At 50.2% G+C, this 25,100-nt stretch carries 17 protein-coding genes; all 17 read right to left on the reverse strand.

Going from position 1 to position 25,100, the window contains the following annotated elements:
- Nucleotides 1–4: 4 nt before the first annotated feature.
- A complete protein-coding gene (locus AC6ROY_RS14850) occupies nt 5–1,159 on the reverse strand; it encodes a sensor histidine kinase (RefSeq protein ID WP_500101353.1) in 1,155 nt (384 codons plus the stop codon).
- Nucleotides 1,160–1,246: 87 nt separating this feature from the next.
- Nucleotides 1,247–3,865 carry a stalk domain-containing protein gene (locus AC6ROY_RS14855; protein ID WP_500101354.1) on the reverse strand — a complete coding sequence of 873 codons (2,619 nt, stop codon included), beginning with the start codon at nt 3,863–3,865 and terminating at the stop codon, nt 1,247–1,249.
- Between the two features lie 300 nt (nt 3,866–4,165).
- Entirely contained in the window at nt 4,166–5,371 is a 1,206-nt protein-coding gene (gene metK, locus AC6ROY_RS14860) for a methionine adenosyltransferase (RefSeq protein ID WP_500101355.1), read from the reverse strand.
- A 236-nt stretch (nt 5,372–5,607) separates the two neighbouring features.
- Nucleotides 5,608–5,877, reverse strand: coding sequence for an alpha/beta-type small acid-soluble spore protein (locus AC6ROY_RS14865; protein ID WP_500101356.1), 270 nt, complete (start codon nt 5,875–5,877; stop codon nt 5,608–5,610).
- Nucleotides 5,878–5,964: 87 nt separating this feature from the next.
- Complete coding sequence (locus AC6ROY_RS14870) at nt 5,965–6,519, reverse strand: hypothetical protein (protein ID WP_500101357.1); 555 nt, start codon at nt 6,517–6,519, stop codon at nt 5,965–5,967.
- Between the two features lie 64 nt (nt 6,520–6,583).
- Nucleotides 6,584–9,772 carry an S-layer homology domain-containing protein gene (locus tag AC6ROY_RS14875; protein WP_500101358.1) on the reverse strand — a complete coding sequence of 1,063 codons (3,189 nt, stop codon included), beginning with the start codon at nt 9,770–9,772 and terminating at the stop codon, nt 6,584–6,586.
- Nucleotides 9,773–10,303: 531 nt separating this feature from the next.
- Complete coding sequence (locus AC6ROY_RS14880) at nt 10,304–14,167, reverse strand: S-layer homology domain-containing protein (RefSeq protein WP_500101359.1); 3,864 nt, start codon at nt 14,165–14,167, stop codon at nt 10,304–10,306.
- A 232-nt stretch (nt 14,168–14,399) separates the two neighbouring features.
- Nucleotides 14,400–15,512, reverse strand: coding sequence for a glycosyltransferase family 4 protein (locus AC6ROY_RS14885; protein ID WP_500101360.1), 1,113 nt, complete (start codon nt 15,510–15,512; stop codon nt 14,400–14,402).
- 245 nt (nt 15,513–15,757) lie between these two features.
- Nucleotides 15,758–16,876, reverse strand: a complete 1,119-nt coding sequence (gene csaB, locus AC6ROY_RS14890) for a polysaccharide pyruvyl transferase CsaB (protein WP_500101361.1) — start codon at nt 16,874–16,876, stop codon at nt 15,758–15,760.
- On the reverse strand, nt 16,849–18,906 hold the full coding sequence (locus AC6ROY_RS14895) for a DUF5693 family protein (RefSeq protein WP_500101362.1): 2,058 nt from the start codon (nt 18,904–18,906) through the stop codon (nt 16,849–16,851). The genes csaB and AC6ROY_RS14895 overlap by 28 nt, the downstream gene beginning before the upstream one ends.
- Nucleotides 18,907–18,923: 17 nt before the next feature.
- Nucleotides 18,924–20,633 (reverse strand): phospho-sugar mutase, encoded by a 1,710-nt coding sequence (locus AC6ROY_RS14900; protein ID WP_500101363.1) that lies wholly within the window; start codon nt 20,631–20,633, stop codon nt 18,924–18,926.
- Between the two features lie 73 nt (nt 20,634–20,706).
- Nucleotides 20,707–21,138, reverse strand: coding sequence for a 3-hydroxyacyl-ACP dehydratase FabZ (gene fabZ, locus AC6ROY_RS14905; protein ID WP_500101364.1), 432 nt, complete (start codon nt 21,136–21,138; stop codon nt 20,707–20,709).
- A gap of 182 nt (nt 21,139–21,320) precedes the next feature.
- A complete protein-coding gene (locus AC6ROY_RS14910) occupies nt 21,321–21,842 on the reverse strand; it encodes a CDP-alcohol phosphatidyltransferase family protein (protein ID WP_500101429.1) in 522 nt (173 codons plus the stop codon).
- 87 nt (nt 21,843–21,929) lie between these two features.
- The gene (locus AC6ROY_RS14915; RefSeq protein ID WP_500101365.1) at nt 21,930–22,148 is read right to left on the reverse strand and encodes a DNA-directed RNA polymerase subunit beta; all 219 of its coding nucleotides are present in this window, start codon (nt 22,146–22,148) and stop codon (nt 21,930–21,932) included.
- Nucleotides 22,149–22,176: 28 nt separating this feature from the next.
- Nucleotides 22,177–23,049 (reverse strand): flagellar hook-basal body protein, encoded by an 873-nt coding sequence (locus AC6ROY_RS14920; protein WP_500101366.1) that lies wholly within the window; start codon nt 23,047–23,049, stop codon nt 22,177–22,179.
- A gap of 26 nt (nt 23,050–23,075) precedes the next feature.
- Nucleotides 23,076–23,975 carry a flagellar hook-basal body protein gene (locus AC6ROY_RS14925; protein ID WP_500101367.1) on the reverse strand — a complete coding sequence of 300 codons (900 nt, stop codon included), beginning with the start codon at nt 23,973–23,975 and terminating at the stop codon, nt 23,076–23,078.
- A 15-nt stretch (nt 23,976–23,990) separates the two neighbouring features.
- Nucleotides 23,991–24,989, reverse strand: coding sequence for a rod shape-determining protein (locus AC6ROY_RS14930; RefSeq protein ID WP_500101368.1), 999 nt, complete (start codon nt 24,987–24,989; stop codon nt 23,991–23,993).
- Nucleotides 24,990–25,100 lie beyond the last annotated feature (111 nt).

Consider the following 25,100-nt stretch of genomic DNA (forward strand, 5'->3'; position numbering starts at 1 on the left):
TGAATTACTCCTCCTTATTTTCGGATTTAATCGGAATCACCATTGAAAACTTTGTGCCCGCTCCTACCGCAGACTGGATGTCCAGCCTGCCCTCCAGCAGCTCAACCCGTTCCCGCATCCCCATAATGCCATAGTGACTGCCTCTTGTAATTTTCTTATCAATCGTATCAGCGGCGAAGCCGACGCCGTTGTCGCTTACGGTCAGCTTAATCATCTGCTGCTGAAACATCAGCTCCAAGGTCACGTGCGTAGCCTGTGCATGCTTCAGCACATTGGAGAAGGTCTCCTGCACGAGCCTATACACCGCTACCTCCATGCCTGACGGGAGGCGGATTTCTTTGCCCACCATCTCAAACTTGGTGCTGATTTTCGCCTTTTCTTCGAAATCCTGTACAAACTTGCGCAACGTCGGAACTAAGCCAAGATCATCCAGCGCCATCGGGCGGAGATTGAAAATAATTTTCCGCACCTCTTCAATCCCGCTCCTCACGCTAAACTTCAGATCATTCAGTTCTTCCTTGACCGCAGAATAAGCTTCCTTGGCCAGCATCCGTTCCGTAATTTCCGTCCGCAACACCATGTTGGCCATATTTTGCGCCAGCCCATCGTGAATTTCCCGGGCAATGCGCTTCCGTTCTTCCTCTTGAGCAAGAATGATTTTCAAGCCAAGCAGCTGGCGGTTTTTCGCGGATTCGAGCAATCGGGTCACCTGGTTCAGATCACCTGACAAATATTCCAAAACCACATTAAACTGGGAAACAAGCGCTTCTGCACGCTCCAGCTGCCGGTCCACATTTTTGATCCGCTTCTGCAAATCGTCCCGCCGATGCTTGAGATGCAGTTCCTTTTCCCTATGAATAGCCAGCTGCGCCTGAAGCTGTGTAGCCGCCTCATAGGCAGCTCGGATATCTTCTTCATTGAACCGCTTGAAGTCCCGGCTTACCTCGGTCAGCCGGACGCGTGAGCGCCGATATTCGACTTCAAACCGATCTACCGTGTCGATCATTCGCTTCGTTTCTTCAATGACTAATTGAAGCTCATTATTGAGCGCTTCGCGTTCGGTCCGGACGCTCTCGCAGATTTCGAAGACCTGATATTTGCTGTTTTCCATGACATCAATGGCATTTTTGATGACGCGGTCAAAGACATCCACTTGCATCCGGATAGAGCCCCTTCGCCATTTTTCTCAAGTTACTAGCAATATAGTACCATATTCAGAAAAGATTGTGAGAGCTTCTAGTACTAATTATTGTAGCGTAATTTGTCTTGTTTTCGCATCCCAGGTCACTTTCCAGCCTAAGTTCTCTGATAAGATGCGCAGCGGCACCATTGTCAGGTTGCTTTTGATCACTGGAGCGACCTCAGCCGTCACGCGCTGCCCGTTGACGATGAGGTCTTTATTGTCGATCCACAGGTCGATGAGCTTCGTTCCATGAATGATCGTTACCTTGCGCTCCTGATCATCCCACCGGACGGTCCCGCCGAGCGCATCGGTGACGAACCGAATCGGGATCAAGGTGTTGCCCTCCGTAATATACGGAGCCTCCTCCAACGTCATTCCCTTACCATTAACGGTAACCGACTTTTTGTCCACGGTCAAGCCGACGGAATTCCTGGCAGGCTGCGACACAGCGCCGCGGTACGTAAACGTAATATCGTCAATTCCGATGCTGCCCTGAGCCGCACGCTCATCCTGGCCGATTTCTTCATTAACGAGATAGACGCTTTGCAAGCGAATCGGATACGTAATGTTGTATTCGGTCAGATCGGCGGACAGCTGCTTCCAGCCCTTCCAGTTTACATTGCGGGCGAGATCAACACGAATCGTCTCCCCCTTATTGTCAAGCAGCTCGGCACGCAGCCAGTTCAGACTTTCATCGCCATTTACACGCAGCTTGAGCATTTGTGGCTGGCCTTCCACGAGCACTCCCGTATCCATGGTGGCAAAAGCCCATTTGTTCCCGGTTCCTCCGGTAAAGTCGTATTTCAGCTCCAAATATTTATTGCCGGTCTCGGACGGCTTAATGTAAACCGCAGCCGTAACTTCCTCCGGCTTATGTGCGGGCAGCGTCATCACGGCATGCTCGTCCAGATCATAAAACGGCTTGTCAATCCCGATCGGGATTGAGGCCATCGTGCTGTACCCGTCGTAACGCGCGATAAGCTGGGCGCCTGTACTGCCTTTGAGACTGGTCACCGTCAGCTTGCCGTTCTCGGCCTTGCCCTCAATCCCTCGCAGCTCCCACTGAATCAGCTCAGGCGGCACCTCGCGTGTTACGCCGGACGTCGTCGTCGCAACAACCGGAATTTTATACGTTTCACCTTCAGATAAAGCCATGCTGTCAGCCATAATTTTCAGACTGGCAAGCTGATTGCGGCCCGCAACCTGGAGATCGGTCGTAAAGCTGGCACTTCCGGCCGCTGCGGTAACTTTAGCGGTTCCTGCCCGGCTCGCGGTAAAAACGTTGTCCTGAAACGAACCCATGCCGCCAGCTACGCTCCATTGCGCTTTAACTGTGCCCGCAGCAATCGGGTTGTAAAACTCGTCATAGCCGCCTGTGCCAAGAGCCGCGGCCTCGCCGATAAATACCGCACCCGGAGCTTGCACGAATAAAGATTTAGGCTGACCCTGCGGCGCGGTCGAGTATACCCCCACTCCATTCACGACCCGGCGTTGAATGCCCGTTTCCGTTTTATTCGCAAGCACCGGTTCGAATTGCCCGAGTGGCCGGGCCACCATCTGTGTCGAACCGCCGCCATCAAGATTTAACCCTTTCCATACGCCGACCTGAATCATAAACTGCTGCAGCTCAGCCATCGTCAGACCTTTGCTTTCACCGCTATAATCGGCCGTAATGATATAGGCATAGCGTTGATCCTGGGAATAACCTAACGCTGTGCGGGAACGCGTGCAGCACAGACTGGCAACCTCCCGAGAAAATGCCGCCGGCTGCCCCTCATCGACAAGAATCGTATGCCCGCCGATCATCATTTTGAACTTGGACACGTCGTACGCGGTGTTTGGATTTTGCGCGCTAACCTTATAGTCCGCCTTCAACGGATCGCCAACCTTCAAGTGTGTGCGCACATAGTCAGCCGCCTTGCCGGAAGCTCGCAGGATGTATCCATCGGTCGGAGCGATCATACGAATCACGCCATTATCTGCAATTTGCTTGATGATGCCGTTTTGAACCAATACCTCCGTCGGAACCGTTACGCCATCATTGGAGCGATCCTCTTGCCCCCAGGCGTTCGTATACATGAACATCCCGTCGATATGGCTGTGAATGCCCTCCGGCTCCGACCAATAGTACGTTTTGTTAATGCCGCCTAATGGATAGGTTACCCCGTCCTTGGCGATGATATTTCCTGCAAAGGTAAACAGATCAACGATTGGCTTATTGTTTTGATCTAACGCAAACGTATAAAATCCCGGCAAGTACGGAGGGGTTGCCATCAACTGTCCGTTCGAAATTTGCGGACCCATCGGCACGCCCTCTGCTTGCGTATTATAAAAGTCGCCGTTTACACCACCTACGGCCTTCGTTTCCTTCGCCATCTGCAGCACCGTTTGCTTTTTCGTAAACTGGTTGTTTGTCCCTGTCATCACATCCAGCTTCACGTACGGGTTCGTCAAATCAACCTCAATGACATTGGCATTCACCTTGACATCCTTTTTACTGCGAACAGTTTCCCAGGTGTATCGTTTCAAAATAGCGCCTGATGTTAAAATTTCTTCACCGACCTTCGTTAAAACAGGGTCAGTTGCGGCCAAGGCCATCGGCGTAATCGACATGGTGGACAGAAACAAGGATGCGGCAAGGACGACACACGACAGCTTCCTCCATTTTTTTTGCAAAATCACTTCGTTATTGCTCCTCTCTATTTGCTCTCTCCCTATGTATAGACTCTGATTCTATTGGAAAAGTTACGAAAGTTGAGAGGTAAAAAAATCTTCGAACGCAAACAAGACGATCCGCGTCATGCTTTCGGATCGTCTTGCTTAGACAGATCAACCGTTAGAGATCAGAGGTCAAAGATTGAACCTCATATTCTGTTCAACATGATCTCCATTAAAGTAGCTTACATAGTTTTCCGCCATCAGTCCGTCAGGAAAGCTTTTTTCGCAGAAAAGCGAAAAATAGAAGTCAGCGTCCAGACTTCCTTACGCCAGTGCGTCGGCCTTCAATTGCTCCGCTTTGTCTGTGCGCTCCCATGGAAGATCCACATCCGTACGGCCGAAGTGGCCGTACGCCGCAGTTTGCTTGTAAATCGGACGACGCAGGTCAAGCATTTTAATAATACCTGCAGGACGCAGATCGAAGTTTTGACGAACAATTTCAACCAGCTTCTCTTCGCTAACTCGGCCTGTGCCGAAAGTATCGACCGCAATCGAAACCGGCTTAGCAACACCAATTGCATACGCAAGCTGAACTTCGCACTTATCGGCAAGACCGGCAGCCACAATGTTTTTGGCTACATAACGTGCTGCATAAGCGCCGGAACGGTCAACCTTTGTCGGATCTTTACCGGAAAACGCGCCGCCGCCATGACGAGCATACCCGCCATACGTATCCACGATGATTTTGCGGCCTGTCAAGCCAGCGTCCCCTTGCGGTCCGCCAATAACAAAACGGCCTGTTGGGTTAATAAAATACTTGGTATCGCCATCAATCAAGTGATCAGGAACAACAGGTTTGATGACATGCTCCTTAATATCCGCTTGAATTTGCTCCAGGGTAATTTCTTCCGCATGCTGCGTCGAAATAACAATGGTATCCACACGCACAGGCTTGTCTCCATCGTATTCAACAGTCACTTGCGTTTTACCGTCAGGACGCAAATAGGTCAACGTTCCGTTTTTGCGTACCTCAGACAGACGACGGGAAAGCTGATGAGACAACGAAATCGGCAATGGCATCAGCTCAGGCGTTTCATTTACAGCAAAGCCAAACATCATACCTTGATCGCCTGCGCCGATTGCTTCAATTTCATCATCGGACATTTGGCCCTCACGAGCTTCCAGCGCTTTATTAACGCCTTGCGCAATGTCAGCCGACTGTTCGTTCAAAGAAACCAATACGGCGCAGGTAGAGGAGTCAAAGCCATATTTTGCACGTGTATAGCCGATCTCCTTAACCGTTTGGCGAGCAATAGCTTGGATATCCACAAACTCGGACTGACTCGATATTTCACCAATAACCAAAACCAACCCTGTAGCTACGGAAACTTCGCAAGCTACACGAGCGTTCGGATCATTTGCCAGAAAGGCGTCCAGCACTGAGTCAGAAATTTGGTCACAAATCTTATCCGGATGACCTTCAGTAACGGACTCGGAAGTAAATAAACGACGACCAGAAGGAACAGACATGAACAATAACCTCCTACTACTAGTTATAAATAGAAAATTTTGACTGTTATAAAAAATCAACCTTTTCCGGGAGGAAAAGGTTTTTTTCTGGCTACCTTCAATTTGTATGTTACTGGATTTGCCCTATAGTGTCAATGCATGAGGAATCAGCTCTAGAAAATTAACAATTGCTCTAGATTAGAGCCAAAGTACTTAGTTTAAATAAATTATCAGTTCAAACTCAAACTATCCGGGTTTTATAAACTAAATAAGGTTTCCTCCGCTTTTTTGATCAACCTAGCAGTGATTGTTCCTCCGACAGCTCCGGCATCACGCGAAGCGATATGGCCCCAGTAGTCTTCCTTAACCGAATAAGCTGGAATTGTTCCTAGCTCCGTAGCAAATTCGACATTCATCGCTGCGGCTTGTTTGCCAACGGGCAGTCCGAGCTCAGCGGCTATTTCGTATTTAAGAACATCCAACGCTTTTCCGCATTCTGGTACCACTTTTTTATTGCTTTTCGACATAAGTAAACCTCCTCTTGATTGATGTGCGATTATTATCTCCCCAACCAAGAGCACAACACGTATAAACTATTGGTGCTGCGGGTAAAATTATGGAGTCACTGCGTTAGAAACTTTAGTACCGTCGGCATTTACAATGGAATAGCTTCCGCGAACCATCACATAAATATCTTGTTTATTTTTCGGATCGGCTTTAATGCCACGGCCCTCACGCGGGACAATAAGTAAATGATTCAGTTCAACCGGCATCCCTGCCGTTATGTCTTTACCAATGGTAACATCGGCCATCCCGCTCTCGTCCGAGCTGGTAGCAATTACTTTCCCGCTCCGAACGATAATTTCTGCACCCGCTCCGCCATACAGGGTTTGATTTTGTTGGAGTTGGATGACGGTGAGGTTGGATGTTAGTAGAGAATTATCAGTATTTTTGGGTAAACTGTTTGGGCCCGTATCTTCGACTTTAAAACCATTGTTTATTAGTTCCTTTATTTTACTATCAAAATAGCTTTTAGTAATAATTGGATCTTCAATCGAACCTGAAAGTTGCTGATTAACAGGCGGAGTAGCATTCGCTATATAAGTTATGCATAGAAATAAAATTGAAGTTACGAAAATAAACTTATACGTGGAGTTGATACTTATCATTCCTCTCCAAGCAAAAGAGACCCTTCCGGGTCCCTTTTGTTTAAGCAAAATTGTTAATTAATTACTAAGGAGTAGCAGTACCAGTAACTTTTACATCAGTTTGTACAGAGAAGCTACCCGATACAGCTTTCAAAGTAAACTTAGTAACGCCACTACCCACTGTAACTACACCGTCTGCCGATACAGAAACAGTACCACCTACTGCGTCCGAAACCGAGTAAAGAATACCTGTAAACTGTTTAAAGTTAAAGATTTCGGCTTTAGTATACTCAATTCCATAATTATCAATTACTTTCAGATCAAGCAATGCCGTAGCATTATCTACCAGCGTAGTAGGGTCAGCAAATTTACGTAATGCATCTACATTTTTATTACCTGCAGTTACACTAGCGACAGAAACTGCGTCAGTTTTTACATTAACGTTAACGATGCTAGTTTTTGTTTCACCGAGAACCGTTCTGTACTGAACAGTAATTTGCGAAGTACCTGCTTTATTACCTACAACTACTGCTTTACCAGCATCTGAGGTAGAGGCAGTTTGGGATACAGTTCCAGTTGCAGCATCATAGCTAAAGCCAAAGCCAGTGTTATAAACAGCGTGAGCTACGTTGTTGTTAGAAGATGCAACACCGGTAATAAGGTTCTCTGGTACTGCTACATCGTTACCGCCTTTGTCCTTAGCCGTAACATCAAGGTTTCTCCCCAAAGAGTTATAGTACTCTTTATAGTTTTCGCCTTTGAATGCTGCAGTCAAACCACTATCCAACACTGCATACAGATCTTTAACAGCAGCAACCGTATAAGTCAGGTCACTTGTATTTGGAAGAACTTCTACTTCATTGTCAACCGTTTTAAGAGTTGTTGTTTTCGAAGAATCTGCAAATGCTGTTTTATTTTCAAGCAATTTCACTTCAAGCTTAACTTTTGTTGCTGCTGGACCTGGATTTTTAGCAGTCAGCTTAATTTCTTTGCCGTTGAATGCCTTAAACCCATCACCGTTAATAACGGAACCATTTGAAACTGGTCCACTAACATTAACATCGCCAGTTATAGTTGTTACCAAGCGATAGTTATCTTTGTTAGCTGCGCTGAGTGCATCAAGAACTTCACCGTATTGGTCTCTAACTTCCCATTTAACCTTGGAAGCTCCACCTTCAACAGCCTTGTGCTTAGGCTCGCTGCTTACCAATCTAATCGTATCAGCTGTCCGGTAGTCTTGAACTGTAAATTGTTGGTTTTTGTTAACTTGAACGTTAGCAGTGTAAATGCCGAAGTTAACGTAAACCACTCCGCCTTTACCGGATGTAATCGAATCAAGCTTGATCTTACCTTTGTGCTCACCACTAGTCACAATTGCATCATTTCCGTTACCCAGGGAGCCTGTCGGGAACGAAGCACCGGATACAGAAATTGTAAAGCGTTTGTTCTTAGCGTTATCTACGATATCATCTGCACTCAACTGAGCGCCATTAGCATCGTAAGCAACAATAGGAATGTACTTCTCTTGATCACCTGTCGCCAGCACGCCGTTAAATGTTCCAAAGTCTACGGTAGTAGCGAGCTTCGTCGACTTAACAGAAAGTGTAGCTGTAGCGGAAGAGCCACTAACATATACTGTTGCAGTATATTCGCCAGCTTTATCAACATTTTTATTCAAGCTAATTTTCAGCTTGTCTTTTTTAGCTGTTGTATCATCATACTTCAAAGCCTCATCATTCCAAGGTGTAATAATAACATCAGCCTTAGTGCGATCACTCAAAGCAGCAAAGTCGCCAGTAAATTTATCGTTGTCTTTAAAGACATCACCATATTGGTCATATCTTGTAATTGGCAACTCAACATACTCGCCTTCGCCGTTCAAAGTCGAAGCGCCAGTTGAGTAAACAGGTGCTCCCAGCTCAATTTTGCTGACCATAGGCTCTGTGCCTACTTTAAACGTCTTTTGGGCAGAAATATTAGAGTTAGTCAAGTAGATGTTTACAGGAATAACATCCAACTCACTTGTATATTGAGTTGTTGTACCAGGCTTAACAGCAGAGTTCAACTCAATTTCAAGGACGCCTGTATCTTCATTTCTTTTTACAGTTTTAGTTTCGCCACCAGCCATAGCTGTGTAGTTTCCACCAGTAATAGATGCATTTTCACCGTACTGGTTTTCGCCTTTAACTTTAATCGTTACACTAGGCGACTTAGCGATTTTTTCGCTTGGATTCACAAAGCTGAGTTTAACCAGCTTCTCATCTTCTGCTGTAAATTCAGCAGTAGTCTTGTCGACAACCGCTGCATCAAGACCTGTAACAGCAACCGAGTAAGAACCAGCGCTAATTTTGCTGTCAGTTAGTGTCAGTACAGCAGATTTCTTATCTTCAGAGAACTTTGTAGTTGTAGCAAGCTCAAGAGTTCCCTTTTTCAAAGAAATTTTAGCTTTATCTGTATCAACTGGTTTGTTGAAAGTTACTTGAACTGTTTTTGCGCCAGCTGCTTTAGCTTCAGTCAGGCTTACTTTACCAGCTGGAACATAAGCTTTGTCAGCGTTATAAGCGCCAATTACCAGCAGGTCGCGAGTTGCTGCGGAAGAACCGCCAAAAGTACCGTCAGCGCCGCTATCCAAGATTTTCTTCTCGATCGCGATTGCTACATAACCTTTAGCCCAGTCGGACACAGTTTTGTCGCTTACGCCTGCGCTTGCTTTTGCATCAGCTTCCCAACCAAGACCACGAACCAAGAAAGTAGCGAGCTCTTGCTTCGTTACTTCGCCAGCAGGGTTGTATTGGCCTGGAGCGTAGCCATCAGTCAAGCCAGCTGCTTTCAGAGCTTCGATGTAAGGAAGAGCGTAGCCGTTAGCTGGATCTTCTGCTTTAACATCGGAGAAGCTGGAAGTTTTAACGGATTGATCAACGTTCAGGTCAAAAATCAAAGCAGCAACTTTAGCGAATTGAGCGCGGTTCATTTTGTCTTTCAAACCGAATTCTTTTTCGCCAGTGCCGTCGAAGATGCCAGCGCCGATCATGCTATCGAAAATTGCTTTTTGCTCTGCAGTCAGATCTTTCAGATCATCAAAGTCAGCAGATGATTTCTTCGTTGTTGTAGCAGCTTCGTCAGCACCGAATGCCACGGAAGAAAACATCGAGAATGCCATAGCCAAAGACAGAATTGCGGATAAACTTTTTTTCATAACCTTTTTTTCTCCTCCTCGAATATCTTTCGGTTGTTGAGAATTTTCTGTAGAAAAATTATAGCCCGATTCCCTCATTAGCCGATTCACCCCCTTCCCAGAGTTGAGCGAGCAAAATGTCATATAGCTTAGTTAAGTCTGCAACGTATAAAATTGCAGAAACTAGTAAACACTAATCATAGACAATTACATACCATTGAACATTATACACTGACATGCCAACAAAGGTAAAGAGCGTATTTTGTGAATATTATCCAAACCCTGCTCTTTGTTTGCTTTTTTTTGTGCGCCCTTGTTGTTTCAATGTATTAAACGCAAGGTTCTTTGAAAAGTTGCGCTCTTTGAAAAAAACTTTTTGTTTTTTTCTAATGCCCCAACTTTCGCATCTCGGCAGCCCGCTTCGTCTAAATCAGCGCCGCCCGCTTACGAAACTTAGTATACACGTTATCTATCAACTGCGTCATTACTAAGTATTTTCCATCTGCCATACAATTCGTATAGCTTAAAATCATGAACCCAATCCTAGACCGCCTCCATATGGAGTCAACAAAAAAAGGCATCTGAACGGACATGGTCCGAAACAGATGCCTTTTCTATGTGCTTGTGCTATTAAGGGAATTTCTTTTGCTGCTGCAGCACACGATAAGCAATGGCGGCTGCTTGCGCACGCGTAATGTTAGACCCGCCGTCAAATCGAACCGTTTGCTTGGTTTGGCCTTCCAGCAAATCATTCGGAATACCATCCATCAGCTTGGCTTTGGTGACAGCTTCAATTGCAGGAATAAACTCAGGGTCAGTAATCGTTACTCCGTCCGTAAACGACTTTTGAAGCGACGCTGTTGCTTTCGTTACATCCGATAATTTCAAGTCGAGCCCACGGGCAATCATCAAAGCGGCCTGCGAACGCGTCAGCGTCTGATCATGCCCAAATATATTGCCTGCCGTTCCGCGTACAATACCTGCACGAGCTGCAGCTTCAATATGCTTAAAGTCATACAAGCCGAATCCGCTGCGCAAGTCGCTGCCGCGCGGCACGTCGATAAACATACCATTATAGGTGCGATCGCTTGTGTCGACGCGGGTATCCGGGTTTTCCAACGGAATGTTGAAAATATTGACCAGCATCTGCACAAATTCACCACGGGTAATAAACTCATCCGGCAGGAAACGGCTTGTCTCCGTATCCTTGCTGCGCATAACGCCTTTGGAGTACAGAGCTTCAATAAATAGCTTCGCCCAGTGCTTATTGGACGCTGTATCCAAATCCCCAAAACCGTTATCCATGTACATGACCTGGAAATAACCGAAGGAGTCAATCGGCACAGTAATCGAATTATCCTTGCTGTTGACCACCCCGCCAATGTTTTTCCACTCGCCGTTTGGACGGGACGGCATGTTGCCGCCATTCGGATTTTCAAAGACGTTGTACTGGAATACGCTCAAGTATCTCCAGGCTTCATCACGTATGGCCGTATCGAATTTCAAAGTAAGCGTGCCCGGCTTGCTTGGCACAACCAAGTATTTGATATCACGGTTATGAAATTGGCCCAACGCCGAGTTGATATCGGACCGTTCTGTAGGCAAACGTCCGCCGCCTTTGATCAAGGCTTGCGTCATCAAGTTTTCGCGATCAGGGTCAACGTCTGAAATTTCTTCGATTGTTCCCCCATCAATCCAATAACGTTTGCTCGCAGGACGGAAGCGTCCCGTTTTTTCAACCAGGAAATCTTTAAATGCCGGAGTTTCACTTTTTTCAACCCGGCCGTCTACCGTACTCGCAATAGCAAACAGCAGGCTGCGATCCGTGGAAATAAACCGGCTGTCACGATCATTGCGAATCAGCTTCGTGTCTTTAGGGAACGTCAGACTGATGTCGCCGCTGAATACTTTAAATGAAGTATTCATCTTCGCCTTGTACTGCAAGCCTTCAATTGGCGTATTCGTATTATTAAGCACGATCGAGCCAGGCTGCTGATTGTCGCCCCGTACAATCGTAAACTTAATCTCATTGTTGCCTGCCTTTAAATTTGTCACATCATAACGATATAAACCCGGGTAAGCTTTTTGTGCCAGCGCTGTTTCCTTGCCAACGAGCACACTAGTCGAGTTTTCAGCATAGATAAACAACGTCATATAGTTTTTGTTAATGTTCAGCTGACTTTTGCCTGCTGTATTTTTGACCAACACCAGGTCCTGCAGCGTCGTAGACCCAACTGACAACGGATCTATAATCCGGAACGGCTGCGGCTCGCGTTTGACGCGCAGCTGCTGGCGAAGCTCAGAGCCATTCGGCGACCGCACTTTCAAGGTGAAAATGTACTCCCCATAATTGCCTGCCGGGAAATTGTAGCTGTCCAGCCGAATCTGGACGGTCCGCTGTGCATCGCCAACGTTCGTCTGGGTAATCGTCAATGGAACTTCCGTCGATGCGCCTGGATATTGAACACTTAATGTAATAGTCGGGGTCATCGTACCTTGAACCACTTGGCCAATGACGTTAATTTGCGAAGCTGTAGTCGTGTAGCCGGTTGTTGTCTTCACAAAACGCGAATCGCTTGTGATGTAATCAAGATCAAACGATGCGATAGACGGGCCGGTGTCCGAAATAATGAAAAAGTCATACTTGAACACAACCTCTTGCGTCCCAACCTTAACTGTAAACGTCAATGACTTCTTGCCGTCCTGGTCAAGCACCCCGGTCGCATTCAACTGCGCTGCCGGAATAACGAACGCTTCTCCATTGGGATCAGCCGAAAAATCAAGCGTGAGCGCTGACCCGTTCAGCAGCACTTCGACCGGCGCTCCGGCCCGGTTCATCATGCGCCCGGTAATCGTCGGATGCAAAGACCCGTAGCGAAGCTGGTCTTTATTCGAAATTACCATCCCGTTGTACACGTTATCCAAAATCAGCAGCGGCGACGATGAAATCTGCAGGTTGTACGACTTGGTGGAAGCTGGCCATGGCGAACCTGCGTTGTAAGGAATAACTTCAAAAACGGTCAAGCCGTCCGAAATCCCCTTCAAAATAACATCGGCCTGATCACTGGTCACCGTATACAAACCGCCGGTATTAGGCGTTGTTGCATCCTGATCATCGTAAGGCTGACCATTCACCTTGATCAGCACCTGATCGGCATTTTTGGTGAATATACGCAGCTTGGACGGGAATCGGTTAATTTGTGTGCTGACATCAGGTTTATTCAGCGATACGGTCCGATTCGGCGTCACGGTTTCATCAACAACGAGCTGAACGTCACCATCGACATACGGCTTGTTTTTATCCACAAAATCAAAGTAGTAAAGCTCCTCAATCGGAGGCAGGCGGAAATTGGTGTCTTCATATTGAACTTTCATGATCTGGGTCTGGCTGCCGACTGAAATCGGCAAATCAATCTGAATCTCGTGCGTAGCAAAGTCTCCGGATACGGCAACTGGCGCTGTCAGCGTATTAACGCCGGGGTTGCCGTTATTCAGCAGCGGAGTCGGCAAGCTGGACATGACTGTGAAGCTTCTGGTAAGAAAGTCGTACCGTACTTTATACTGGCTCTCCATACCCGCCAGAGAGATGTACGCGTACTCGTACTCGTAAACCGACGATGTGATCGTCTTCAGCTTGAGCCGCGCCGTCACATCGGTTACGCCGGTTGTTTCAATTGTCGGGCGCGTTACGATTTCCTTCCAATCGAGCGGAGTCGTTAGCTGAGAAACGCCAATGTCATAGGGATACGCGGCGCCATCATCATAAATAAACTTGCGCTTCAAGGAATACGTGTTGTTGTTTTGCCGGGCGACGAAGGTCAGCTCGTTATTACCGGGCTTGAGCTTCATATCGCTGACACGGCCTGTATTAAAATAGAAAGTAAACTTATTGCGCGCGAAGCTCGCAGGGTAATACGCCTCGCCATTTAAATAAAGCGTGATTTCATCCGCATTATAAGCTGTACCTGTAATGGATTGCAGCGTGCCTGTTTTGGTAACGGTCGAATTTTCAACCAGCGGTTGGCTATTCAAAGCAAGGTCGCTGATCGACATCGCCGCAGAAAAGTTGGCCCAGCCCGGCACAGACGTGTAACCGAACGAGTCGTGCTTAAGCTCAATTTTATTCAAGCCCTGCGTCAGCAGTACGTTAGTAAACGTAATTTCGTTGCCGTTCTGAATCGGCTTGATCGTTTTGTCCTCGGTAACCTTCAAGGTTGTCGTATTTGTAATCCGCAAATAGATGCCCTGAACCTGGTTATCCGGTATGCCTGCGAAGTTCGCAGTCAACGTAATCGGGTTCGTCGTAAACGTATCAATTGTGTTGGCTGAGGACGGCTTATGCTCATCTCCCGCAGATGCAGCCGATACGTTGTTCAGATTGGAAATATCAATTGTGATCGCAGTTGCTGCATGTGCTGGTAAGGGCGTCCATAACGTAAGCAGCATCACCAGGATAAGCAATGCTGATGTGACTCGGGTTGCTTGCCGTTTCAAAAGTTACTCCTCCTTGCATAGCGAAATAATGTATTGTAAACCAGTGCCGACTCCCAACGTACCGATGGCCCTCCTTCCACCGCTGCTTCCGTATCGCATAACGACCAGGAAAAAGTTTCGTGTACCTATGTTATCGGCTAAAATCAACCAAAAATTTAGGCTCCCGTTCATTTGCAGCACGAAAAAACCCGAACCTCCGGGTCCGGGTTGTTGCTTTATCGCGTTTCTTCATTTAATTATTGCGTGATTTGGCGAGCACGCTGGTTTTCAGCCCCAATTTGTTCAGGAAGCGCAAAACCGGCTTCTTCGTCTTGCTAATGATACCGATTGCCTCAGCGCCAAGCACAAGCACGCAGAGCAAAATAACAACCAGCAGCACCGCGGCCCACAATGTCTCCTGCTGCGATATGTAAGACAGAAGCACTGCGGATGAACCAAATACAGCGGCAATCGCATAAATGATAAGCACCGTCGTCCGATGGCTGAACCCTAGCTGAAGCAAGCAGTGGTGAAGATGGCTTTTATCAGCTACCGAAATCGGCAAATTATTCACCCAGCGGCGAAGGATCGCGAAAAACGTATCTGATAAGGGAACACCAAGAATCATAATCGGAACAAGCAAGGAAACAACTGTCGCTTGTTTGAATCCGAGCACGGACAAGGTAGCCAGCGTAAAGCCAAGAAACAGCGCGCCAGAGTCGCCCATGAAAATTTTCGCCGGGTGAAAATTATAGAACAAAAAGCCTCCGATGCTGCCAAGCAGCAGCGTGCACAGCAATACGACCGTTACATTGCCCATCATCAAGGCGAGAATCAGAATCGTTGTCGTGGCAATTCCGGAAACGCCTGCCGACAGCCCATCCAACCCGTCAATCAAATTGATGGCATTGGTCACACCAACGATCCAGAAAATCGTCAGCGGTACTGCAAGCCACTCTAGAGAAATCACCTGATCGCCAAACGGTACATTAACCAGATCAATCACAACGCCGGAATACACAACTACACTGGCGGCCAAAATCTGACCGAGCAGCTTGATTTTCGGAGATAAGTCGAAGCGATCGTCCAACGCCCCAATCAGGACAACAATTGCGCCGCCGACCAGCAGCCCGAATACGACATCCGACTTCAACGCATCCATAGCCGGTGAAACAACGAAATAGGAAGCAACAAAAGCAATAAAGATAGCCAAGCCGCCAAGCCGCGGCATAATGCGGCTATGTACCTTGCGGTGGTTCGGCGCGTCAACGGCTCCAACCTTGAAAGCGAAGCGTTTGACCAGCGGCGTCATAAGTAATGCGATTAACATGGCTGCGACGAATCCGATCGCGTATAACCAACTCATATGCCTGTTCACAACCCCTTTTGTCTATGAAAGCCCCAAACACTTCAAATTATACCCGCGCGTTCAGCTAAACTCCATATGCAATTTCAATCAATTTGGGCGGTTTTTTTGTGGTTTTCATAGTTTATTCAAGGTTTTCGGACAATTTCCTACGTGCAAATCACTTTCACTACGAATTACGCCCTCAGACACGTTTTTTCAAAAAAATATTACCCCGTACGCCGGACGTTTACTCGCCTGATTCGCTATTTCTTCAACCGATCTGCAAAAAAACGAGCGATTCCATCTGCCGGAAGCTGCGCTTCCTTCTGCAGGTTGGCGATCTTCCGCCGCTTCTCCTTCAGCCAGCTATCCCGGCTTCGCAGCTGATTCAACAGCTCCGCAGCCATGGCGTCCGCATCCGGCCGAGCCGTGCTTGCAGCAGCCTTCATGCCGAGCCGGTTCAGAAACTGGTCAATTTTCGGGTCATAAGAGAGCCCCACCATCGGTACGTACTGGCCGGCCGCATAGATTAACGCATGAAGCCTCATGCCCAGCAGTGTATGGCAGCCCGCGACCTCAGCCAGCATATCTTGCGGATGCGTCACATCGCGGGCGATGGAGATCCTGCTTTTGTAGCGTTCCCCCAGCCGCTCCTGGACATACAGGGACGCCTGCTCATCGGAGGGGAGATGAAACGGCAGAAACCGTACGGTCGCTTCCGTCTGCTCCAGCACTTGACGAAGTGCCTCGGCTACCGCGTTCAGCTCCGAGCGATCCTCATTCCACCAGCGAACAGACACGCCAACAATTGGCTTTCCTTCCTTGGGCCGGATTGAAACCCCTTCGCGCAGCGGCATGCCCATCACAGGATCAGGCACGACACTCACTTGCGTTTCATGGAGCCCCATCCGCTGCAGCAGCGCCTTCGACTCCTCGTCGCGAACCATCACCAGCTCACAGCGGCGGAAGGCGCCCCGGATCAAGCCGTAAAACAGCTTGCGGTGAACCGGTCCAATCCCTTGCGAATAAATAAATACCGGCTTGCGCAGCCATTGGGCCATACGAATAACGGCGATGTAATACGGAATCGTCTTGGCGCTTGTCTCATCCTGAAGCAAGCTCCCCCCGCCGCTAATCAATCCGTCGGCCTGCTGCAGCGCCTGCCATACTTCCTTGATTCTCATCCGGTGTACAGCCTCCACGCCATACGTACGGGAAGTCCACTCCGGATTAATGGACAGCACGACAGGGGTAAATTTTACGCCCTGCCGTGCCCCTTGCTCCTGCAAAGCAAACAGGATGGACTGCAGCACAGCTTCGTCGCCGCTGTTATTAAATCCGTAATAACCGGAAATTACGATGCGTTGATTCGGGGTAGCCATCGGCGCCAGCTCCTTGTGACAATTTCCCAGACGCCAATAAACGCGAAGCCGATCAGCGTACCGAAGGCCAGTCCGTAGACAACCCGGATCGACGAAATAACAAGCGGCGTATGCAGGTGCGCAAAAGTGTCAACAACCGAAGCTTGTCCGATCACACCAAGCAAAATCAGAATCAACGCACTCCGGTATTTAAAGCTCAAGTAAGCGCCGAGAATAAACAGCGGATGCGCGATTAAAAACTCCTTGCTGCGCGGCCGGACACCCAGCGTATTTTCCAGGAACGAACGGAAATAACGCTCAACGCCAGTCGTTGTTCCCTCGTTGCCGGTCCGGGACAAATAGTAGAAGCCAACTGCGGCAATCAAAGCCGCCGCAATGACCCATAATACGCTGATATGCTTCGACAGCAGCTCACGCGCACGCCCCAGCCGCTCCTTGTGGCTAATCGGCTCCAGAAACAGCAGCCAGTACAACGCAACGATGGCAATCGGGGCCAGATGCAGCACACTGACGCCGCGGAATTGCTCAAGCACAAGCGCATACGTAATCTGGTTCAGCAAGCCGACGATAAAGAGAATGCCGATGACCGAGATAAGCGTCGACCGCAGCAGCAGCCCGACCGCGAACCCGACTCGCGAGCCCGACGGCTGCTCCCGCTTACGCTTTGCCGCCCGCAGAGCGAACATAATGGCAAGCGAGGAGGCGCATGTCCCCGCACCGAGCGCCAGCGCCTGGGCAAATATGCTGGAGCTGAGGACGAATAGTCCGGCGGAGCCAAGCATGCCTAACAAAAATACGAGCAGCGCCAGCTCGGCGACAAAATACGAAATCGTCAACGCAATCAGCGCCACCGCTCCGATCCACAGCAGCAGCTTGGCGACCGTCTGCCAGCCGGAATGGACGAGCTGGAAGCTTTGAGCGTTGCCGAAGCTATAGCCTGCCTGCTCAATTCGTGGCAGCGCCCCGTCCTTACCGTCCAGCGCTTCATACATCGCATTCAGCGGATTGACGATTTTGCCCTGCTCGGCGCTTTTCACCGCGCGGGCGTTCAAGAACAGCATCCGGATATTGCGGTCTTTCACCGCCAGCACAAGCCGGTCGGCCATCCCCTGGATGCGGCCGTCTAATTCTTCCTTGGTCAAGCTTTCCGTCAGCTTCGTCGAATCCGACTCCGTAAAGGAGTGCAGCCGCACGACCTGATGGTGGATTCGCTTGGCCAAGCCGTTAAAGCCCTTCTGCGGCGTTTTCTGCATCTCGATCGCCGCCAGGCCGATCTGATGCTCGCGCAGCATTTCGCCCATTTTATCGAGATTTAATGTATCCTCGGCGCTGACATAACCCGGCACGGAATCACCGTCGACGATCACCCATTTGACGCCAAGCCGCTGAAGATCGCCTAACAGCTTATCCATCGGATTCGTTTGGAACGGCCGTCGATTGGACAATCGGATAACGAGGGAGAACCCTTGTTCCTTCAGCTTCTGCATCGTCAGAAAATCAGGGTCCATCGTCTGCATAAGCGCCTCATCCAGCCCCATTTGAATAATGAGCCCTGGCTGGTTTTTATAGCTCCACGGACGGACCTGAACATTCAGCTGGCTGAAGCTTTTCTCCACCATCGCGCGAATTCGCTGCTCCGATTCCTTCTCGGTCAACAAGATATAGGTAAAATTTTCGTTGGGGGAAATCGGCGTTTGCGTCAGCGCCGTCGCGTCATGAGATGAAAACACCTCAATGCGCCGGGCCAGCTTCAGCTCGTTCAGCGTCGCTTCATAAACAGCCAGCGATCTTACGCCATGCTGCTTGAGCAGCTCCAGCTGCTTGTCGATAAAGCTGCGCGGATCAGGCTGTGTATCCGAAATTTCGAGCAGGTCGCGGTAATCGAAGACGACATCCACCTTGCGGCCGGATTGCTGCTCCGTCTGATGCCGTTCATACGCAACAGGCAGCGCAGCAAGCATCCCCAGGATGACCAGCCACCATAACCCCTTCAACGCCCACTTGTTCCATCTTCCAAACCGTTCCTTCACGCTGTCAGCTCCCACTATCACTGAAATTGATCGACACGGGCCATGACGTTCTGCACCAGACCGGCCACCGCTTCGGCCGCCGATTCACCCGTTTCGCCGCGAACCGCGAAATATACTTTAATTTTCGGCTCTGTACCTGACGGACGCAGACAGAACCAGGAATCATCCTCCAGCGTATACTTGAGTACATTTTCGGCCGGCAAGCCGTACAAGCCCGCAGAGAAGTCCTCGACCTTCACAACCTTCAGCCCGTTCAGCTCAGCTGGAGGCTGCAACCGCCAGTCCTGCATAATCGACTGGATTTTTTCGACCCCATCCTTGCCTTTGAGCGTACGCGACTCCAGCTTCTCCAGGAAATAGCCATGCTGGGCATACAGCTCCTGAAGCACGTCGTACAATGTCTTGCCTTGACTTTTGTAATACGCAGCCGCTTCGCAAATCAACATGGAGGCGATTACTGCATCCTTATCGCGGGCATAAGTACCGGCCAAATACCCGTAGCTTTCTTCATACCCGAACAAAAACCGGGCTTCGCCCGTACGTTCGTATTGTGTCATTTTTTCGCCAATATATTTGAAGCCGGTCAAGGTATTAACCACCTGGGCCCCGTAATGCCGGGCAATGACCGCGCCCATCTCACTGGTGACGATCGTTTTGACAACGACGCCATTCCCCGGCAGCTCATCCCGTTCCTTTAGGCTGCGCAGCAGGTAATCCACCATAATCGCTCCCGACTGGTTGCCGGTCAGCACGAAATATTCACCTTGCGGGTCCTTCACGACAGCCCCCATCCGGTCGCAGTCCGGGTCGGTTCCGATAATAATATCGGCATCCAGCTTCCGCGCCGCTTCAATCGCCAGCGTAAACGCCTCGCGCTCCTCCGGATTCGGCGATTTGACCGTTGAGAAGTTGGCATCCGGCAGCTCCTGCTCCGCCACCACCTGTACATGCTCAAAGCCAACTTTCGCCAGCGCCGCGCGAACGGACAGGTTGCCCGCACCGTGCAGCGGAGTAAACACGATCCGGAAGCTGTCGCCGAGACTGGAGATCAGCTCGGAGTTCAGGCTCACCGAGGTCACAGCTTCGATGTAGGCCGTATCGACTGCGTCGCCGATCCATTCAAGCAGCCGCTGACTTTCCGCTTCGCTGCGGGACAACCGGCGCACATCCGCGAACGACTGCACGCCGCGAATTTCGGCAATGACCTGCTCTGCCTGATCAGGGACAAGCTGTCCTCCGTCGCTTCCGTAAGCCTTGTAGCCGTTATATTCCGGCGGGTTATGACTGGCCGTAATAACGACGCCCGCAGTCGCCTGCAAAAACCTGACGGCAAACGATAGCTCCGGCGTCGTCCGCAACGATTCGAACACGTACGCCTTGATTCCGTTTCCAGCTAAAACTTTAGCCGTTTCCAGTGCAAATTCCGGGGACTGATTACGGGAATCGTAAGCAATAACAACCGATGGAGATGCCGCGCCCGATTTCAGCAAAAATTGCGCCAGCCCCTGCGTAGCCCGTGCAATCGTATAAGCGTTCATCCGGTTGGTGCCCGCTCCGATTACGCCGCGCAGTCCGCCCGTACCGAACTCCAGGTCCCGGTAAAACCGGTCCTCGATTTCTTTGGCATTGCCGGCGATCGCCTGAAGCTCCTCCTTGGTTGCCTCGTCAATCGCCGGGTCGTTCAACCACAGCTCGTATTGCTCCTGTACATGGGTTTGCGTGCTCATCCTTTTCCATCTCCTCTGCCCAATTGTTATATATATAACTGAAATTGCCCGAGATGTCGCTTGCCCGGATGCTTTACTCTTTGTTCGCCAGCGCAAACATAATTTCACCTTCGGCGACGACGCGGCCTTCGACCTTGGCGGTTGCCTGTCCCTTGCCGATGCTTCCCTTCAGACGGGTAATGACAACCTCCAGGATGAGCGTATCGCCAGGTTTAACCTGATCGCGGAACCGAAAGCCGTCCACGCCGGCCAGCAGCCCGATTTTACCTTGATTGCTTTCCACTTTCAATAGTGCTACAGCACCCACCTGTGCCAGAGCTTCGGTGATAAGCACTCCCGGCATCACCGGATACCCCGGAAAATGCCCTTGGAAAAACGGCTCGTTAATCGTTACATTTTTCAAGCCTACCGCACGAACCCCCGGCTCTACCTCCAAAATTTTGTCAATGAGCAAAAACGGATACCGGTGTGGAATGATGTCTTGAATTTGTTGAGCATTATACATAAATGGACAAACTCCCTTCTCCGAATAAACGGACGTTGTTTGGCAAAAAATAACGCTTGTCCCTTCATGATCTGCAGTAATGAAGGTTGATATAAGGGAGCTTATGCGGCAACAAGCAGCAAATCGCTGCAAGCCGGGCATAGGCTCTTCTTTATGGGGAAAATAGGGCGCGGAAGCCGCAGTTAGGCATCAGCGCTCTTTTGGTTTAGCCGTATGAATTGTACAATATAGAGGCCTGACGTGACAAACGAGACGATGATGACAAACCACAGGCAGACATGAGCCATCGGCAGCTGGAATACGATCAGGAAAATAGCGATGTAATACAAAACGGTCGTCAGCTTCCCCAGCGCGTTTGCCGGCACGGTCCGTTTGCCCCGGAAATGAAACAGCGCAGAGCCCGCAATCATCCCCGCATCCCGCAAAAAAATCGCTCCCGCCGCCTGCCAGGCAATCATGCCGGAGCCGACGAGCGACAAAATGACCGTCAGCATCATCAGCTTGTCCGCCAGCGGATCAAGCATGCTGCCGAGCGCAGTCACCAGGTTGCGCCTTCGCGCAATATAGCCGTCGAGCACATCGGTCAGCCCTGCGGCCAGCAGGATGAAGAAAGCGCTCTTGACGAACCCAGCCGCAAACACGAATCCGTACAAGGGAATCAGAAGCAGGCGGCCGACCGTTAATAGATTAGGCACATTCCACACCATGCCAGCTCCTCCCTACATCCTTCCATTATACCTAGTTCAGAAAAAAAATAAAACTCCCTGCACGGGAGTCTTGACGCTGCTGATTTACGTCTTGGCAAATACCAGATCAAACAGATGCCGCCAGGTTTCCAACCGAAGCACCTCATCCGCCGGCTGCTTGCCAATCACCACATATCCTATCGAAAGCCCTATAAAAAGCGCCGCCAAGCAAGCCACCGGAATCCACGTCCACCGGATGATCGCCTTAACTACCTTGACCCATGTCTTGGCTGCGGGCTTCGCTTTCTTTCGGTTATCGCTCAACCCTTCTACCTCGCTTTGCGTAAGGCCGTTACATGCGCAAATTGTTGGCCATATTCATCAATTGATCGGAGGAGGAAATCGCCCGGGCATTCAATTGAAACGCCCGCTGTACGGTGACCAGCTCCGTCATCTCTTGCGGCAGGTTTACATTGGACTGCTCAATAAAGCCTTGGCGCACCGTAATCGGGTCCACCGCATTGTTCTCAGCCGTCACGGTTTGTAAAATTTCTTCCCGCTGCGCCGGCGTAATGTCAGCGGACAAGCCGTACAGGTTGTCTCCGACCTGCTGGAGCAGCTGCGGCCGAATCACGCGAACCGTCTTCATCTGCCCCAGATCAATAGGCGGCGCCGTCCGGTCTGCTTCGTCATAACCGACTACAGTTCCGTTCGGCTGCACCATAATCCGATGATTTTGCGGCACACGAATCGGATTGTCGTCGGCTCCTACAATATAATGGCCATCCTTGGTCGTCAGAAAGCCGTTCGGGTCATTCGGATCGACGGAAGGCGAGATGTCAAACGCCCCGTTGCGCGTCCAGCGGGTCGTCTGTACCGGCTGGTTGTTCGCATCCAGCGCAACGGTCGCGATTTCAAACAAACCGTTGCCCTCGATGGCGAAATCAAGCGGGTTGGTTGTATTCTCCAGCGAACCCTGTTCCATATTCAGCTGCGCCTCCACCAGCTTGCTCCCCCAGCCGTGATTGTACCCGAGCGGCGTCAGCCGTCCATCCTTCTGAAAGCCTTGCGGCTGCTGCTTGACACTCGTCAGCACGTCCTGGAAGGAAGCCTCCTTCCGCTTGTAGCCGGAGGTGTTGACGTTGGCAATATTATTCGCAAGCAAGTCCAGCTTCTGCTGCAGGGCATGCATGCTTACCGAAGAGTTGATCATCGAATTATTCATGGAACTGCTCCTCCCCCTACAGCAGATTAGATCCGCCCGATATCATTAACTGCCTTTTCCATGCTTTTATCATAATACTGCACCATCTTCTGGTTCGCCTCATACGACCGCAGCGCAGACATCAGATCGACCATCGACTGGCCGGCGTCCACATTCGAACGCTCCATAAACCCTTGCCGCACCTCAACCTGATCCTGATCGTTCGTCAGCCGGAAACCGCCGTCGTCCGGGTTGTTCAACCGATACAGCCCGTTTCCTTCCCGTATGAGGGCGTTCGGGTCCTCGACGCGCGTAATGCTCATCGCCATCGGCTGGCCATTCGCTCCGTTGATGGCTTGTCCATCGACATTGGTGAACACCCCGGTGCGTGTAATCCGGAAGTTCGTAATCGGCGTATTCGTAGCCGGATCGACGAGCACGATCGGCTGTCCGTCGCGGTCAATCACCTGATGTCCGTCCGAATCAATCATCTGCCCCGTTGCATCCAGCGAAAACTTGCCGTTTAACGAATACCGCTGCTCGCCCTCTGCATTGATGACCGTGAAAAACGCCTGCGGCTGGATAATTCGCTGCCCATTTTCATCGACGTATTTACCAGACCGATCAAACTGCGCGCCCGGCACTTGAATATTCGATACGAGCGCAAAGTCGAGCGGGTTATTCGTCTCCTGAATATCGCCCTGCGCGTGCAGCGATACGTTTTCCTCAGCCAGTACCCCCGTGTAAATGCCGCCGATCGAGGTTGAACCCGGCTCGTCCTGTCCGCCGCGCATACGCGAGATCAGCATCTCGGGAAAAGAACGGTTGATGCCGTTGCCTCCCTTGAAGCCGGGCGTATTGATATTAGATATATTGTTCGTCACAATATCATGTCGGCGCTGCTGCGCGACCAGCCCGGAAGCGGCCGTGTACAAACCTCTTAGCATGGATGTTGTGCCTCCCTAAAATTTTCGTTTCGAAACTTTGTCGAGGTTGTCCAGCATAATGCCGGTCCCTTTGACCACACAATGCATAGGATCTTCGGCGATCAGCACCGGAACCCGCAGCTCGTCCGCAAGCAGCTGGTCGATGCCATGCAGCATAGCGCCTCCACCCGTCAGGATGACGCCCCGGTCAATAATATCCGCCGACAGCTCCGGAGGCGTCCGCTCCAGCACGGTTTTGGCCGCCGTTACAATCGTAGAAACCGGCTCCCAGAGCGCTTCCTTGATCTCTTGAGCGTTGATCGTCATCGTCAGCGGCAGACCGCTGACCATATCGCGGCCACGAATGTCCATCGTTTCTTTTTTTCCGTCCGGGTGTACGGTTCCGATCCGGATTTTAATATCCTCGCTTGTCCGTTCACCGATCAGCAGCTTGTACTTCGATTTAATATATTTCGTGATGGACAAGTCGAACTTGTCCCCTGCATTTTTAACGGAAGAGGACGTGACGATGTCGCCCATCGACAATACCGCCACATCCGTCGTTCCGCCGCCGATATCAACGACCATATTGCCGCTCGGCTGGAAAATGTCCATCCCGGCGCCGATCGCGGCCGCTTTCGGCTCTTCCTCCAGAAACACTTCCCGTGCGCCGCTGCGCTCAGCCGCCTCGCGGATCGCCTTCTGCTCGACGGATGTGATATTCGTCGGAGCGCAGATGAGAATGCGGGGATGGCTGTACCAGTTTTTCCCGCCAATTTTATTAATGAAATATTTCAGCATCATTTCCGTAATTTCGAAATCGGCAATCACCCCGTCCTTCAGCGGGCGAATCGCCACGACGTTGCCCGGTGTCCGCCCAACCATACGACGGGCTTCCTCGCCGACTGCGAGCACCCGCTTCGTGTCGCTTTCAATCGCTACGACAGACGGCTCATCCAGGACCACGCCCCGACCTTTGACATGAATCAGGACGTTCGCGGTCCCCAGATCTATTCCAATATCCTTGCTTAACATCCTTCCTAGTCCTCCCTAACCAACCGTCCAACCTTCAATGAAGAAGCGGCACTGCGAGTGATATGCGTTATGTAAGTAAATTCGTCATCGAATTGGAAATTCCTCTTTTTT

The sequence above is a fragment of the Paenibacillus sp. sg306046 genome, from assembly GCF_059821225.1.

Excerpts from the sequence above, each read along its gene's own strand:
- AC6ROY_RS14850 (WP_500101353.1), bottom strand. The coding sequence starts at position 1,159 with ATGCAAGTGGATGTCTTTGACCGCGTCATCAAAAATGCCATTGATGTC.
- metK (WP_500101355.1), bottom strand. The coding sequence starts at position 5,371 with ATGTCTGTTCCTTCTGGTCGTCGTTTATTTACTTCCGAGTCCGTTACT.
- AC6ROY_RS14865 (WP_500101356.1), bottom strand. The coding sequence starts at position 5,877 with ATGTCGAAAAGCAATAAAAAAGTGGTACCAGAATGCGGAAAAGCGTTG.
- AC6ROY_RS14870 (WP_500101357.1), bottom strand. The coding sequence starts at position 6,519 with ATGATAAGTATCAACTCCACGTATAAGTTTATTTTCGTAACTTCAATT.
- AC6ROY_RS14875 (WP_500101358.1), bottom strand. The coding sequence starts at position 9,772 with ATGAGGGAATCGGGCTATAATTTTTCTACAGAAAATTCTCAACAACCG.
- AC6ROY_RS14885 (WP_500101360.1), bottom strand. The coding sequence starts at position 15,512 with ATGAGTTGGTTATACGCGATCGGATTCGTCGCAGCCATGTTAATCGCA.
- csaB (WP_500101361.1), bottom strand. The coding sequence starts at position 16,876 with ATGGCTACCCCGAATCAACGCATCGTAATTTCCGGTTATTACGGATTT.
- AC6ROY_RS14900 (WP_500101363.1), bottom strand. The coding sequence starts at position 20,633 with ATGAGCACGCAAACCCATGTACAGGAGCAATACGAGCTGTGGTTGAAC.
- fabZ (WP_500101364.1), bottom strand. The coding sequence starts at position 21,138 with ATGTATAATGCTCAACAAATTCAAGACATCATTCCACACCGGTATCCG.
- AC6ROY_RS14920 (WP_500101366.1), bottom strand. The coding sequence starts at position 23,049 with ATGAATAATTCGATGATCAACTCTTCGGTAAGCATGCATGCCCTGCAG.
- AC6ROY_RS14925 (WP_500101367.1), bottom strand. The coding sequence starts at position 23,975 with ATGCTAAGAGGTTTGTACACGGCCGCTTCCGGGCTGGTCGCGCAGCAG.
- AC6ROY_RS14930 (WP_500101368.1), bottom strand. The coding sequence starts at position 24,989 with ATGTTAAGCAAGGATATTGGAATAGATCTGGGGACCGCGAACGTCCTG.